This window comes from Ferrovibrio sp. GW821-FHT12D07, assembly GCF_058807275.1.
Window position 1 is genome coordinate 164,715 of record NZ_JBXAQN010000002.1, and the last position, 14,565, is coordinate 179,279.

Consider the following 14,565-nt stretch of genomic DNA (forward strand, 5'->3'; position numbering starts at 1 on the left):
GTTCCCGCCGCCATTCCAAGGCAGGCTGCGGCCATGACCGAAGCCCGACTTAAAACCCGCCTGCTGGTGCAGGCGATCCTGCGGCGCTACGACCAGGAAGCCATTCCGGTCGCCATCCGCCGCAAGGGCGATCCCGATTCCGGCACCATCCTGCTCAAGATCGCCTTCGGGCCGATGGAGGCGATGGTGCTGGGACAGGCGCGCGATGCCGAGGGCCGGGCCGGCTGGCTGAAACTGGGCAGCGCCGAACGCCTGAGCGACATGGATGCTGAAGCCGCCATCGAGAAAGCCATCAAGCGCGATCCCGATCTCTATGTGATCGAGGTGGAAGACCCCAAGGGCCGGGTCTTCGTCGAAGGACCTATGCTCTAGGCGACGCGTTCAATCCGCGCGACGGCGACCTGCCGTTGCGCGACCGCGAAGACCTTGCCGATGCCGACCAGCACCGGCTGCTCTGTCCCGATCTCGGCCAGCGCAGCGCCAAGGGCATCCAGCCGTCCGCTCCAGCGCCGCTCATCGGGCCGCGACACAGCGCTCACGACAACCACCGGCGTGCTGGCCGATAGCCCTTCGCCAATCAATTTGGCCGCGAAGTCGCCGCCGGTGCGACCACCCATGTAGACCATCAGCGAGGTCTCGGCATCGGCCAGGCCGCGCCAGTCCATATCCTCAGGGAGTCCGCCGCGCCGCGAATGCGCGGTGACAAACCGCACCGACTGCGCCGCATCGCGATGGGTCAGCGACACACCCAGGCTGCTGGCCGCCGCCAGCGCGGCGGTAATGCCCGGCACGACGGTGACCGGAATATTGGCCTGTTCCAGGGCAGCAATCTCTTCACCGGCCCGGCCGAAGACCATCGGATCGCCGGCCTTCAGGCGCACGACGCGCTTGCCTTGCCCGGCCAATTTGATCATCAGGGCGTTGATCTCTTCCTGCTTGCAGCTGGGCCGGCCGCCACGCTTGCCCACCATCATGCGCTTGGCCTCGCGACGCGCCAGTTCCAGCACATCGTCGGACACCAGGTCATCGAACAGGATCACATCGGCCGACTGCAGCGCGCGCATGGCTTTCAGCGTCAGCAGCTCGGCATCGCCGGGACCCGCGCCCACCAGTGTGACATGACCACCCTGCGCAGGCGCATGGCCCAGCAACTCGGCTTCATCCGGCACCTGCGGCTCGAGGAAGGCGCGCTCGGCGAAACGTTCCCAGAAGGCACGCCGCTGCGTCGGTGTTGGCAGTTTTTCCGCCAGCGTGCGGCGCAGCGCCTTGGCGGCGACAGCCCAGCGGCTCAGGCTGGCCGGCAGCAACGTTTCGATACGGCGGCGGATCGCCTGCGCCAGCACCGGCGCCGCACCATCGGTGGAAATGCCGATCACGACGGGTGAACGATTGACGATGGCGCCGAACTGCACGTCGCAATGGGCCGGCTTGTCGATGACCGAGCAGATCGCACCGGCGGCGCGGGCGGCGATATGAAAGGCCGCGCCTTCTTCGTCATCAGCGGCATCGATCACGGCCAGCACGGCGCCATGCAGGTCGTCCGGCTGCCAGCCGCGTCCGATGCAGATGACATCTGCGCCAGCCGCGCCCAGCAGTTCCGCCTTCCAGGCCGCTGCCGGTGTCGCGCCGACGACAACCGCGCGCTTGCCCTGCAGGTCGAGGAAGACCGGCAGCTTGGCCAGTTGGCCGATCCGCTGTGTTCCGGCCTCAGCCGGCTTTCTGGATGCGGGCTGCATCAATGATCCTCCGGATTTCGCTGCGGCAGGACCCGCAATTCGTGCCGGCCTGCGTCGCTGCGCCGACCGCTTCGACCGTGCGGCAACCATCGGCGGCGGCGCGGGCGATCTGGTTGCTGCCAATATCGAAGCAGGCGCAGACGATGGCCCCGCGATCAGGTTGCGACGCGCCGGCACGACCGGCCAGCAGCCGCAGGCGGTCGGACGGCCCGTTCATCTGCAAGCGAAGCTGCTCAACCGCCCAGGCGCGCGACACGGCAACCGGCGCAGGCCCGGTGAATAGCGCACCGACCAGCTGACTGTCGCGGAAGGCGGCAAAGCGGCTTAAGCCCGCTGCCGCATCGTGATAGGCTAGCAGCTCGACCGAACTGTCGTCGCCGATGCGGAACAGCTTGCGTGCATAGGCCGCCCAGTCCTCGGGCAGCACCTCATCGGCCAGCTCCAGCCGCCAGCCGTCTTTCGCGCGCGCCAGCGCCCAGTAGCCGGCATCGATATCGGCGGGCTTGGCGGTCATCACCGCAAAGCCGTACCAGGCCGCAGCAAAGGACCGCAGCGCAACGGCAGAAAATTTCAATTCCGGCTGGCCGGAGACCGGATCGGTGGCCGGATTGACCAGTACGTCGACACGGCCTTGCGAGGCGAACTGGTCGGTCCAGTGTAGCGGCGCGAAGATTGTGCCGCGCTTCTGGTCCGGCGTCACCAGCACGCGCGCCACCATGCGGCCGCGCGGATTCTCGATCACGGCAAGGCCCGCAGCCGATACGCCATAGCGCGTGGCATCGTCGGGATGCACTTCCACAAACGGCTCGGCGATATGGCCCATCAGGCGCGGCGACAAGGCCGTGCGCGTCATGGTGTGCCACTGGTCGCGCACGCGGCCGGTATTGAGCACCAGCGGCAGCCCACCCGTCACCTGCTCCATCGGCGGCTTCCAGGCCGTGGCGATGAAACGCGCCCGGCGATCCGGTGTATAGAAACGACCATCGGCGAAGAAGCGCTGCTCACGCGTCCCCGCCCCGGCCGCACGCGGCCACTGGAACGGCGGCATGGCATCATAGGCGGCAGCCGAGACATCGCTGAGCGCCGAGATATCAAAGTCCCGGCTGCCATCGTTTTCCGCGCCGCTGAGCTGCGCATATTCACGGAAGATGTCGGCTGGCGTCTCGTAACGGAAGAAATCCTTCCAGCCCATGCGATGCGCCACCTGGGTATAAATCCACCAGTCCGGCTTCACATCGCCGGGCAGCGGCAGGAAACTGCGCTGGCGCGAGATGCGGCGTTCGGAATTGGTCACCGTGCCATCCTTCTCGCCCCAGGCGGCGGCCGGCAGCAGCACATGGGCATGGCGCGCCGTATCGGTGACCGCCATGACATCGGAGACGACCACGAACGGGCAGGCTTTCAGGGCCTCCTGCACATCATCGGCCTCGGGCAGGCTGTCGACCGGATTGGTGCCAGCGATCCACACAGCCTTGATGCGGCCATCCTTCACGGCGCGGAACAGATCGACGGCCTTCAGGCCCGGCCTGTCGGCGATGGCAGGGGAATGCCAAAAGCCCTGAACGATGCGGCGATGATCCGCGTTGGCCAGTTCCATATGGCAGGCAAGCTGGTTGGCCAGGCCGCCCACCTCGCGGCCACCCATGGCATTAGGCTGACCGGTGATCGAGAACGGACCGGTGCCGGGATAGCCGATGCGGCCGGTAAACAGGTGGCAGTTCAGAATCGCGTTGACCTTGTCGCTGCCGCTACTCGACTGGTTCACGCCCTGCGAAAACCCGGTAACGACGCGGTCGGTGCGCGCAAACAGATCGTAGAAACGACGCAGTTCACTTTGGCTCAGGCCGGTAATCTCGGCCACCTCCGACAACGAAAGCCCACGTGCCGTCGACAGTGCCAGATCGGCGCCGGTGGTATGAGCCCTGACGAAAGCGGCATCGATCTTGCCGGCATCCTGCAGATGAGCGAGCAGGCCGTTGAACAGCGCCACATCCGACCCCGGATTGAGCGCCAGATGCAGATCGGCCGAACGCGCCGTCATGGTGCGGCGCGGATCGATCACCACCACCATCATTTCCGGACGCGCAGCCTTGGCGGCCGACAGGCGCTGGAACAGCACCGGATGACACCAGGCCAGATTGGAGCCGACCAGAACCACCAGATCGGCCTGCTCGAAATCCTCGTACAACCCCGGCACGGTATCGGTGCCGAAGGCGCGCTTGTGGCCGGCCACGGCCGAAGCCATGCAAAGCCGCGAGTTGGTGTCGATGTTGCCCGAGCCGATGAAGCCCTTCATCAGCTTGTTGGCGACGTAATAATCTTCGGTCAGCAGCTGGCCCGAAACATAGAAGGCAACCGAATCCGGACCATGCCGGGCAATCGTCTCGGCAAACACCGCAGCGACGCGATCCAGTGCGGTGTTCCAGTCAGCCTGGCGGCCATCGACCACAGGATGCAACAGCCGCTCGTCCAGCTGCAGCGTTTCGGCCAGCGCCGAGCCCTTGGAACAGGTGCGGCCGAAATTGGCCGGGTGATCGGCATCGCCCTTCACCGTCACCGCGCCGGCCGTGTCACGCGTCACCTTCAGACCGCAGCCCACCCCGCAGTAGGGACAGGTGGTGCGCGTTTCGGTGATCGCGTTCATGTCAGGCTGCCTGCACGGCCATACCGGGCCATGACAACAGGATGCGGCCGTCCTTGAGCTGGACAGCGATGGTTCGCGTGCACCCCTCGTCCGCGCCCTGGGCCTGACCGGTCTTCAGGTCGATCAGCCAGTTATGCAGCGGGCATGTGACCGCATCGCCCTGAACAATGCCCTGCGACAGCGGGCCGCCCTTGTGCGGGCATTTGTCATCCAGCGCGAACAGCCTGTCATCAGCGGTACGGAACACGGCGATGTCGCCACGCGATGTCTTTACCACGCGGGCACCGCGCGGGGGCACATCGTCCAGCATCCCGATATCTAGCCAGTCGTTGCTCATTTTCATCACCGCCCCTTCCCTACTCGGCTGCCTGCGCGACGCGCAGATCGGCGAGCGGCTTGAACTCATGCGCGAACTCGCCCTGCACACGCTGCGCCCAAGGGTCGACCTGGGCGAAGACCTGCGAATGGTCGAAGCGCGCCGCCAGTGCCTTGCGGCGTTCCACATCCTCGATTATCTGCTGCTTCACTGTGTCGAGACCGACGCGATGCAGCCATTTGTGGATGCGGTCCAGGTAATGCGCCTGTTCGCGATAGAGCTGCATGATAGCGCCGGTGAATTCCATCACCTCGGCCTCGGTCTCCACCTTGTGGAACAGGATGGTCTGCTTCACCTCGAGACCGGCGGCGCCGGCGATATGCAGCTCGTAGCCGGAATCGACGCAGATGATGCCGATATCCTTGACGGTCGCTTCGGCGCAGTTGCGCGGACAGCCCGAGACACCGAGCTTCACCTTGTGCGGCGTCCAGCTGCCCCAGGTGTATTTCTCCAGCTTGATGCCAAGGCCGGTGGAATCCTGGGTGCCGAAGCGGCACCATTCCGTGCCCACGCAGGTCTTCACCGTGCGCAGCCCCTTGGCATAGGCATGGCCTGACACCATGCCGGCGGCATTGAGATCGGCCCAGACACCGGGCAGGTCTTCCTTCTTCACACCCAGCAGATCGATGCGCTGGCCGCCGGTCACCTTCACGGTGGGAATATTGAACTTGTCGGCGACATCGGCGATCGCGCGCAATTCCTTGGCGCTGGTTACGCCGCCCCACATGCGCGGCACAACCGAATACGTACCGTCCTTCTGGATGTTGGCATGGGCGCGCTCGTTGATGAACCGCGACTGGTTGTCATCCACATATTCGCCAGGCCAGGTGGCGATCAGGTAGAAGTTCAGCGCCGGACGGCATTTGGTGCAGCCGCAGGAGGTTTTCCACTCCAGCTCCTGCATCACGGCCGGAATCGACTTCAGTTCTTTGGCGATGATCAGGCGACGCACGTCGTCATGACCAAGGTCGGTACAGCCGCACATGCTTTTGACTTCGGCCGGCTTGTAGCTGTCGCCCAGCGTGAAGCCGATCAGCTTTTCCACCAGTCCGGTGCAGGAACCGCAGGAGGCCGAGGCCTTGGTGGTGGCGCGCACTTCGTCCAGGCTGGTCAGGCCCTGGCTGGTGATGGCCGAAACGATCTTGCCCTTGCACACGCCGTTGCAACCGCAGATCTCTGCCTCATCCGGCAAGGCTGCAACGGCCGCCATAGGGTCCAGGGGGGACCCTCCGGCGTAGCCCTGACCGAAGATCAGGGTTTCTCGCAGATCGCTGATATCCTTCTGTTCGCGCAGCAGCTGGAAGAACCAGGCACCATCCTCGGTATCGCCGTAGAGCACTGCGCCGATGATCTGCTGGTCCTTGATCACCAGCCGCTTGTAGACGCCGCGGCTGGCGTCGCGCAGCACGATCTCCTCGCGATCCTTGGCCTCGCCGAAATCACCGGCCGAGTAGAGGTTGATGCCGGTGACCTTCAGCTTGGTGGCGGTAACCGAGCCGTTATAGGCAGCCGGTTCGCCGATCAGGGTCTTGGCCAGCACGCCGGCCATGTCATACAGCGGCGCGACCAGACCATAGGTGGCGCCGCGATGTTCGGCGCATTCGCCCAGCGCGAAGATGTCGGGATCGGAGGTGCGCATCTGGTCATCGACCACAATGCCACGATTGATGGTCAGGCCGGCATCCTTGCCGATGGTGGCATTGGGCTTGATGCCCACGGCCATGACGACCAGATCGGCGGGGATCACCGTGCCGTCCTTCAGCTCCACGCCCTCGACCTTCTTCTCGCCCAGGATGGCCTTGGTATCAGCGCCGGTCATCACCTTGATGCCACGCTCCTCGATAGCCTTCTTCAGCAGGTAGCCAGCGGCAGGATCGAGTTGGCGCTCCATCAGCGTCGGCATCAGATGCAGCACCGTAACCTGCATGCCCTGCTCGGCCAGGCCGGCTGCTGCTTCCAGACCCAGCAGGCCGCCGCCGATCACCACGGCATTGCCGCGCGCCTTCGAAGCCAGGATCATCGCATCGACGTCATCGAGATCGCGGTAGGACAGCACGCCCGGCAGCTTGTGGCCCGGCACCGGAATGATGAAAGGCACCGAACCCGTGGCGATTACCAGCTTGTCGTAGGGCTCGGTCAGGCCGTTATCGGTGGTGATGGTCTTGGCCGCGCGGTCGATGCCGGTGACGCGGGTGCCCTTGTGCAGGGTGATGCCGTTCTTGATGTACCAGCCGTCGCCATGAATGACGATCTGTTCGTAGGTCTTCTCGCCCGACAGCACCGGCGACAGCATGATGCGGTCGTAATTGACGCGTGGTTCGGCGTTGAAGATCGTCACGTCGTAGCGACCCGGCGCCTTCTCGAACAGGTTTTCCAGCATGCGCCCGGGCGCCATGCCGTTGCCGATAATCAGGAGTCTCTCAGCCATTGTCTTCACTCCGTCGCTACTGACGACGTCCTCTGTTACGCGTGATCAGGCTGCGTGCACGGCCGGGGCACGGTGGCGCGCATACAGGAATTCCATGATCTGCTTGCGGCAACGTGCATATTCCGGATCGGTGGCCAGCGTCAGCCGGTTGCGCGGGCGCTCCAGCTTCACGTCCATGATCTCGCCGATGGTGGCGGCGGGGCCGTTGGTCATCATCACCACGCGGTCGGACAGCAGCACGGCCTCGTCCACGTCATGGGTGATCATGATCACGGTATTCTTCAGCTTGGCGTGCAGCTCCATGACCGTGTCCTGCAGGGTCGCACGGGTCAGCGCGTCCAGCGCACCGAAGGGTTCGTCCAGCAGCAAAACCTTGGGCTCCATGGCCAGGGCACGGGCGATGCCGACGCGCTGCTTCATGCCGCCCGAGATTTCCTGCGGGCGCTTGTCCAGCGCGTGATCCATGCCGACCAGCGCCAGGTTATGGCGGGTCCAGTCGTCGCGCTCGGCCTTCGACTTGGTCCTGGAATGCACCTTGTCGACCGCCAGGCGCACGTTGTCGTAAACCGTCAGCCAGGGCAGCAGCGAGTGATTCTGGAACACCACCGCGCGATCCGGACCGGGATCGGCCACTTCTTTTCCCTGCAGCAGCACGCCGCCGGTGGTAGCGCGCTGCAGGCCGGCCACGATGTTGAGCAGCGTCGACTTTCCGCAACCCGAATGGCCGATCAGGGCGATGTATTCACCGCTGTCGATCTGCAGCTGGATATCGCGCAGCGCGACGAACGGTCCGTTGGCGCCCTGGAAGGTCATGCCGATGTTTTCAAAGCTGAGATAGGCGGACATGGGGACTCTCCTGCTGGTCTACTGATTGGCGGTGGCGCGACGCGGGGCCGGCTGTTTCGGCTGGCCGTCGTGAACAATGGCGGGGGCTGCGGCGCGTGCCGAAGACACATAGCTGCCGTCGAAAAACAGGTCCGGTCCCATCTCGATCGGCGCGCTGGCCTGCGCCAGCGTCCACGGGCCGGCATGCAGGCCCTCCGGCTTGCGGTCGATCAGCGGGAACGGACGATCCAGTGCGGCGGCGGCCTCGCGATACAGATCGGTGCGATAGACCGCATCAGCCACGGCGGCGATGTCGGTGGTGGGATCAATCAGCTTCCAGCGCCGCATTTCGCTCAGATACCATTCGGCCTGGTTGCGCCAGGGGAAGTTGGCAGCATAACGGCTGAAGACGTGGAAGTCGGGCATATGCTCAGGATTGACGTCCAGGCCGTAGCGCACGATGCCCAGCATGCCCATACGGATCGCTTCGGCAGCCTGCGGGCCGATATATTCCGGCCGCGCCATGATCTCGACGCCCTCGAGACGGTTCTCGGGGCGGTCCAACCATTCCGCCGCCTCAATCAGGGCCATCAGCATCGCCTTGTGAATGAGTGGATTGCGCTCGACCCAGTCGCGGTTGCAGACGATCACCTTTTCCATGCGGTTGTTCCAGATCTCGTAGCCCGAGATCAGTATGCGGCCCACGCCGCGCAGCACAGCGAGCGAATTCCAGGGATCGCCGACACAGAAGCCATCGATCTCACCCGCCGCCAGACGGTCGGTCATCTGTGGCGGTGGCACCACCACCAGGTTGACGTCACGATCCGGATCAATGCCGGCCGAGGCCAGCCAGTAGCGCAGCTGGATCTGGTGCGAGGAATAATTGAACACAGTGGCGAAGGTCAGTGGCGCGCGACCGGCCTTGCGGTCAGCGGCAATCAGGCGGCGCAGCACATTGCCGGCTTCCTGGCGCATCTCCGGCAGCGCCGGCTCGATCTCCAGCAGGCGGTTCCACAGCTTCGACGAAATCGTGACGGCGTTGCCATTCAGCGCCAGCACGAAGGACGTGACCTGCGGCTTCTTCCAGCCGCCGGCGCCCACGGTGGAGGCCAGCGGCATCGGTGCCAGCATATGCGCGGCATCCAATGCCCCGAGCGCCACCTTGTCGCGCATGTTGGCCCAGGAGGGCTCACGCATCAGTGTGACGTAGAGGCCATGGCGTTCGAAAAAGCCCTTCTCGCGGGCAACGATCAGCGGCGCGCAATCGGTCAGTGCAATGAAACCGACCCGCAAGGCAGCCAGTCTTGGGCCAAGATGGGGGGCCGCCGAACTGGCGGCCCCGCCTGCCTTGGTCTTTCCCGGGCTGCGCGCCATCCCCCTGCTCCTAGTGCGAAGAATAGCCGCCGATGCGGCTGCCGATGAAGCCGATCATGCGGTCGAGCATGAAGCCGACCAGACCGACATAGATAAGCGCCAGGATGATCTCGCTGATCAACGAGCTGTTCCAGGCATCCCAGATGAAGAAGCCGATCCCGACGCCGCCGATCAGCATTTCGGCGGCAACGATGGCGAGCCAGCTCAGGCCGATGCCGATCTTCAGGCCGGTGAACATGAACGGCACGGTGGCCGGCAGCATGACCTTGAAGAAGAACTCGAAACCGTTAAGCCGCAGCACCCGCGCGACGTTGCGGTAATCCTGCGGAATGTTGCGGATGCCGACCGCCGTATTAAGGATGATCGGCCAGATCGCCGTGATGGTGATGACGAAGATGGCCGATGGATCGGCATGGCGGAAAGCGGCCAGCGACAGCGGCAGCCAGGCCAGCGGCGGCACCGTGCGCAGCACCTGGAAGATCGGGTCGAGACCGCGGAAGGCCAGCGTCGACTGTCCGATCAGCACGCCCAGCCCGATGCCGATGACGGCGGCAAGCGCGAACCCGATGGCGACGCGCTTCAGGCTGGAGGCGATATGCCAGAACATGCCCTTGTTGAGGCCGCCCTTGTCGAAGAACGGATCGATGATCAGTTCCCAGGTATCAGCCACCACCTTGGACGGCGGCGGCAGCGTGGCCTTCGGGCTGGAACAGGCGATTTCCCAGACGGCCAGCGCCAGGGCCAGGAACAGCAAGGGCGGCAGCACGCGGGTGGCGAAGAGCTTCAGCGCGCTCATCGCACGCGGGCCCCAGGTGGCGAGAAAACTCTCGCCACCCAGATCCGCCTTGCTCAGTACGTCGGTTTTGACTGCCATGGACAGCTCCTTGTCGTGGGCTGACATCATCAGACCCGCGTGATCGCCAGGCTCTTCAGATAGCCGGCCGGATCAGCCGGATCGAAGACCTTGCCATCGAAGAAGGTTTCCTTGCCGCGCGAGGTCGACTTCGGAATATCCGCATCGGCCACACCGATCGCCTTGGCGGCGTCACGCCACAGGTCCTCGCGGTTCACTTCCTTGATCAGCGCCTTGACGTCGGTATCGCCTGGCAGATAGCCCCAGCGCATGTTCTCGGTGAGGAACCACAGCTCGTGGCTCTGGAAGGGATAGGAGGCGAAGTCGCGCCAGAACTTCATCACCAGCGGGCTTTCCGGACCCACGGTGACCTTGCGGCCATCGCCATAATCGATGCGGCCCATCTGGCGATCAAGGATGTCCTCCACCGGCACCTTGAACCAGTCGCGGCCGCCGACGATCTTGCACAGCTCGGCCTTGTTCTCGGTCTTGTCGCACCACTGCTGGGCTTCCAGCACGGCCATCAGCATGGCCTTGGCCGCCTTCGGATTCTTCTCGACCCAGTCGGCGCGCACGCCGAGCGACTTTTCCGGATGATCCTTCCACAGTTCGCCGGTGGTCAGCGCGGTGAAACCGATATCCTGGTTCACGAGCTGTGACGGCCAGGGCTCGCCCACGCAGAAGGCCTCCATGGTGTTGACCTTCATGTTCGCCACCATCTGCGGCGGCGGCACGGTGATGGTCGAGACATCCTTCTCGGGATCGATGCCGTTGGCCGCGAGCCAGTAGCGGATCCACATGTCATGCGTGCCGCCGGGGAAGGTCATCGCGCATTTGATGTCCTTGCCTTCGGCCTTGGCCTTGCGGAAAGCGGCGCCCAGCGCCTTTGCATCAGAGGTGATGCCGAGCTTGGCGTAGGTCTTGGAGACCGAGATGGCCTGGCCGTTGGTGTTCAGGCGCGCCAGCATCGCCATCGGCACCTTGGACTTGGTGATCTTGCCCGCCGCGATCAGATAGGGCATGGGAGTGAGGATATGCGCGCCGGTGATGCCGCCGCCCGCCTCGCCGAGCTCGATGTTGTCGCGCGTCGCGCCCCAGGAAGCCTGCTTGTCGACCACCATGTCGGGCAGGCCGTATTTGGCGAAGATGCCCTTCTCCTTGGCGATGATCAGCGGCGATGAATCAGTGAGCGCGATGTAGCCGAGCTTGGTGCCCTTGACCTCGGGGCCTGCAGCCTGCGCGAACGCGCCGCCGGGAAACTGGATACGGGCTGCAGCCAGCAGCGCGGCGGTGCCTGCTGCACCCTTGAAGAGCTGACGACGATTAAAGCCTTTGGACTTCGTGACCATGGACCCCTCCGTTTTTGTTTCACCGCGCCCTGTTGATCGCGGCGGCCATAAAAAAAGCGCCCAGCAACGGAGGCCTCGAAAACCGAGACCGCATTGCCGGACGCCTTTGTCCGTTCACGACCGAAGCAGCACTGCCTGGGGAGGCTTAAGCTGGGAGGTCGCTACACCCGGATGCGCCATTGCACCCGGTATCCGGGTTGATCAAAGCAGGAAGTGTGCCAGTGCGAAGGCGCCAGAGATTTCCCGATTTTCCATGGCGATACAGGCCGCTACCGAGTCGGGCCTTGGATGGTGCATTGCACAAATTTCAGGCGACAAAAACTGCATGCCGCAAAAAAGGGCAGCAGCGCTGTCTCAAGAGATGTCCCGGGACTATTTGCTTTTCAGGATGTCGGCAAAGGCCAGAAGGGCTTCGGCCACGTCCACCAGGCGCTGCTGGCGATCCATGGCGAGCTTGCGCAAGGCCGCATAGGCCTCGTCTTCGCTGATCCCGCGTTCACGCATCAACAAACCCTTGGCCCGGTCGATGGTCTTACGGTCATGTAGCGTGGCCTTGGTCTTTTTCAACTCGTCGCGCAGCGCCTGGAATTCACGAAACCGCGCGATGGCGACATCGACGATGGGCTTCACGCGGTTCACGTTGAGCCCGTCGATGATATAGGCCGAAACCCCGGCCTGCATGGCTTCATTGATCATCGTCTCGTCCGACTGGTCGACGAACATGACGATCGGCCGCGGCTGGTCGGCATTGATCTGGCGCATGCTTTCGATGGTGTCGCGCGACGGGCTTTCCATGTCGACGATGATCACGTCAGGGCCGATTTCCTGCACGCGTTTGGCGCTGAGTTCGCGCGGCGCAAGCTGGGCGATCAGGTCGTAGCCCTGCCCCTGCAGCGCCTCGGCCAGCACCACGGACCGCTCCGGGTCCTCGTCGATCAAAAGAATGCGTACGCCGGCCACACCATCACCTCTGCCGGTATACTAAGCAAAACACGTACCGGTTCGGCAGGTTGCTTTATGACAACCTGCTCAGGCCATAACCCATTGGTAGGGCGTAGAACTCAGGCCAGCTCGAAGCGGATCGGCTGCGCGCCCTTGAGCAGCGTGGAGCGGCCCATCGCCACCAGGTTTTCCAGCCCGTCGGTAATGGTGATGAAGTGGTTGCCGGCCAGCTGGCCGACCTTGGAGGCGAAATGCACGGCGCCATAGGCGACGAGGATTTCGGTTTCCGAGATGCCGCCGGGATACAGGATGATCTGGCCGGGCGCGGGATAGCTGGTGTGGTTCTCGTACTCCAGACCGAAGTCGTAGTCGCCGAGCGGAATCCAGCAGCCCTCACCGCTCCAGCGCACATGGATGATCTTTTCCACATAGGGCAGGACGGCGCGGAAGGCGGCCACCGTCTTGGGCGCGAGGGCGGTTTCGAAACGCGCCCCGAAGGTGAAGTCGCCGGCGGTGATCTTGAGCTTGTCGGACATGGGAGGCTCCCCTCGAAGAGAGGGGAAATGGTGGCTGGAGGCGGATTTGAACCGCCGACCCAGGGCTTATGAGTCCCTTGCTCTACCAACTGAGCTATCCAGCCACACCACGTCCCCGTGGGTCACGGAGGCCGCATGGAATACGGGGGCGGCCCAAAGATGTCAAGCGCGCCGCAAGCCTATGATATCAGGCGGCTAATTCCTTGCCGCCGGCCCGCGCGATCCAGCCCCCGCCGAGCAGGCGTTCGCCGGCATAGACCACGCCGGCCTGGCCCGGCGCGACGCCGAATTCCGGCGCGCTGAGCTCCAGCCGGGCGACACCATTCCCGGCATCGAAAATCGTGGCGGCGACGGCGGGCTGCGCCGAGCGCAGCTTCACGGTCACGTCCAGCCCCCCGGCCGGGATCGCCTCGCCCAGCCAGTTCAGCTCGCGCAGCATCACGGTGCTGCGCGCCAGCGCCTGCTTAGGCCCGACGACGACGCGGCGCTTGCCCGCATCGATGCGGATGACATACAGCGGCTCGGCCGCCGAGATGCCGATGCCCTTGCGCTGGCCGACGGTGAAATGAATCACGCCGTCGTGCTTGCCAAGCACATTGCCCTGCACATCCACGATCTCGCCGGCATCCATCGCCTCGGGGCGCAGCTTCGCGACGACCGAGGCATAATCGCCATTGGGCACGAAGCAGATATCCTGGCTGTCCGGCTTGTCGGCGACAATGAGTCCGAACTCTTCGGCCAGTGCGCGCACGGCGGGCTTCTCCAGATCGCCCAGCGGGAAGCGCAGGTAATCGAGCTGCGCCTGCGTTGTCGTATACAGGAAATAGCTCTGGTCGCGGCGCGGATCGTGGCCGCGCTGCAGTTCAGCCTTGCCCGTCTCCACGCTGACGACGCGCTTCACGTAATGGCCGGTGGCGAGGCAATCGGCACCGAGATCGCGCGCGGTTTCCAGCAGGTCGCGGAACTTGACGCGCTGGTTACAGCGGATGCAGGGGATCGGCGTCTCGCCCTGCACATAGCTTTCGGCGAATTCATCCATCACCGACTGGCGGAAGCGGCTTTCGTAATCCAGCACGTAATGCGGAATGCCGAGGCGATCCGACACCATGCGCGCATCATGGATATCCTGGCCGGCGCAGCAGGCGCCCTTTTTCGCTATCGCAGCGCCATGATCGTAAAGCTGCAGCGTGATGCCGATGACCTCGAAACCTTCCCGCTTCAACATGGCGGCGACCACGGAGGAATCGACCCCGCCCGACATCGCCACCACGACGCGCGTTTCCGCAGCCGGCTTGGCGAAGCCCAGGCTGTTAAGAGGCTGGCTGTTCAGCGCGGAAGTATTAACGGCGGCCGTCATGCGGCGGGACTATAGCGCCCGCCGGCCGCCCGGCAAGCCGATTGCTGCGGGCCCGCTGCGGGCCATTCCGGTCCGCTGGCGCCCACTGGCGCCCGTTGCGGTTCACTGGGGCCCACGGGAGCCCATTGCGGTTCATTCGGGTTCA

At 64.3% G+C, this 14,565-nt stretch carries 12 protein-coding genes and 1 tRNA gene; 1 reads left to right on the forward strand and 12 read right to left on the reverse strand.

What is annotated here, in order from left to right; genetic code table 11:
• Positions 1-33: 33 nt before the first annotated feature.
• Positions 34-372 carry a DUF1491 family protein gene (locus AC1RRE_RS12580; RefSeq protein WP_492981527.1) on the forward strand — a complete coding sequence of 113 codons (339 nt, stop codon included), beginning with the start codon at positions 34-36 and terminating at the stop codon, positions 370-372.
• Here AC1RRE_RS12580 and cysG read toward each other — a convergent pair.
• The 12 genes from cysG to mnmA all read right to left on the reverse strand — a co-directional run bounded on the left by cysG (position 369) and on the right by mnmA (position 14,420).
• Positions 369-1,736, reverse strand: coding sequence for a siroheme synthase CysG (gene cysG / locus AC1RRE_RS12585; protein ID WP_492981528.1), 1,368 nt, complete (start codon positions 1,734-1,736; stop codon positions 369-371). The two genes, AC1RRE_RS12580 and cysG, sit on opposite strands and share 4 nt — an antisense overlap.
• A complete protein-coding gene (locus AC1RRE_RS12590) occupies positions 1,708-4,380 on the reverse strand; it encodes a nitrate reductase (RefSeq protein WP_492981529.1) in 2,673 nt (890 codons plus the stop codon). The genes cysG and AC1RRE_RS12590 overlap by 29 nt, the downstream gene beginning before the upstream one ends.
• Position 4,381: 1 nt before the next feature.
• Entirely contained in the window at positions 4,382-4,717 is a 336-nt protein-coding gene (nirD, locus tag AC1RRE_RS12595; RefSeq protein ID WP_492981530.1) for a nitrite reductase small subunit NirD, read from the reverse strand.
• Between the two features lie 19 nt (positions 4,718-4,736).
• The gene (nirB, locus tag AC1RRE_RS12600; RefSeq protein WP_492981531.1) at positions 4,737-7,184 is read right to left on the reverse strand and encodes a nitrite reductase large subunit NirB; all 2,448 of its coding nucleotides are present in this window, start codon (positions 7,182-7,184) and stop codon (positions 4,737-4,739) included.
• 45 nt (positions 7,185-7,229) lie between these two features.
• Positions 7,230-8,030 (reverse strand): ABC transporter ATP-binding protein, encoded by an 801-nt coding sequence (locus tag AC1RRE_RS12605; RefSeq protein ID WP_492981532.1) that lies wholly within the window; start codon positions 8,028-8,030, stop codon positions 7,230-7,232.
• A gap of 18 nt (positions 8,031-8,048) precedes the next feature.
• A complete protein-coding gene (locus AC1RRE_RS12610) occupies positions 8,049-9,383 on the reverse strand; it encodes a CmpA/NrtA family ABC transporter substrate-binding protein (RefSeq protein ID WP_492981533.1) in 1,335 nt (444 codons plus the stop codon).
• A 10-nt stretch (positions 9,384-9,393) separates the two neighbouring features.
• Positions 9,394-10,257: a nitrate ABC transporter permease gene (ntrB, locus tag AC1RRE_RS12615; RefSeq protein WP_492981534.1), complete on the reverse strand. Its 864-nt coding sequence runs from the start codon at positions 10,255-10,257 to the stop codon at positions 9,394-9,396.
• A gap of 29 nt (positions 10,258-10,286) precedes the next feature.
• Entirely contained in the window at positions 10,287-11,585 is a 1,299-nt protein-coding gene (locus AC1RRE_RS12620) for a CmpA/NrtA family ABC transporter substrate-binding protein (RefSeq protein ID WP_492981535.1), read from the reverse strand.
• 372 nt (positions 11,586-11,957) lie between these two features.
• The gene (locus tag AC1RRE_RS12625; RefSeq protein ID WP_492981536.1) at positions 11,958-12,545 is read right to left on the reverse strand and encodes an ANTAR domain-containing response regulator; all 588 of its coding nucleotides are present in this window, start codon (positions 12,543-12,545) and stop codon (positions 11,958-11,960) included.
• A gap of 101 nt (positions 12,546-12,646) precedes the next feature.
• Positions 12,647-13,063 (reverse strand): DUF3830 family protein, encoded by a 417-nt coding sequence (locus AC1RRE_RS12630; RefSeq protein ID WP_492981537.1) that lies wholly within the window; start codon positions 13,061-13,063, stop codon positions 12,647-12,649.
• Between the two features lie 28 nt (positions 13,064-13,091).
• Positions 13,092-13,167: transfer RNA gene (locus AC1RRE_RS12635), tRNA-Met, on the reverse strand.
• A gap of 83 nt (positions 13,168-13,250) precedes the next feature.
• Positions 13,251-14,420, reverse strand: a complete 1,170-nt coding sequence (gene mnmA / locus AC1RRE_RS12640) for a tRNA 2-thiouridine(34) synthase MnmA (protein ID WP_492981538.1) — start codon at positions 14,418-14,420, stop codon at positions 13,251-13,253.
• Positions 14,421-14,565: the final 145 nt, after the last annotated feature.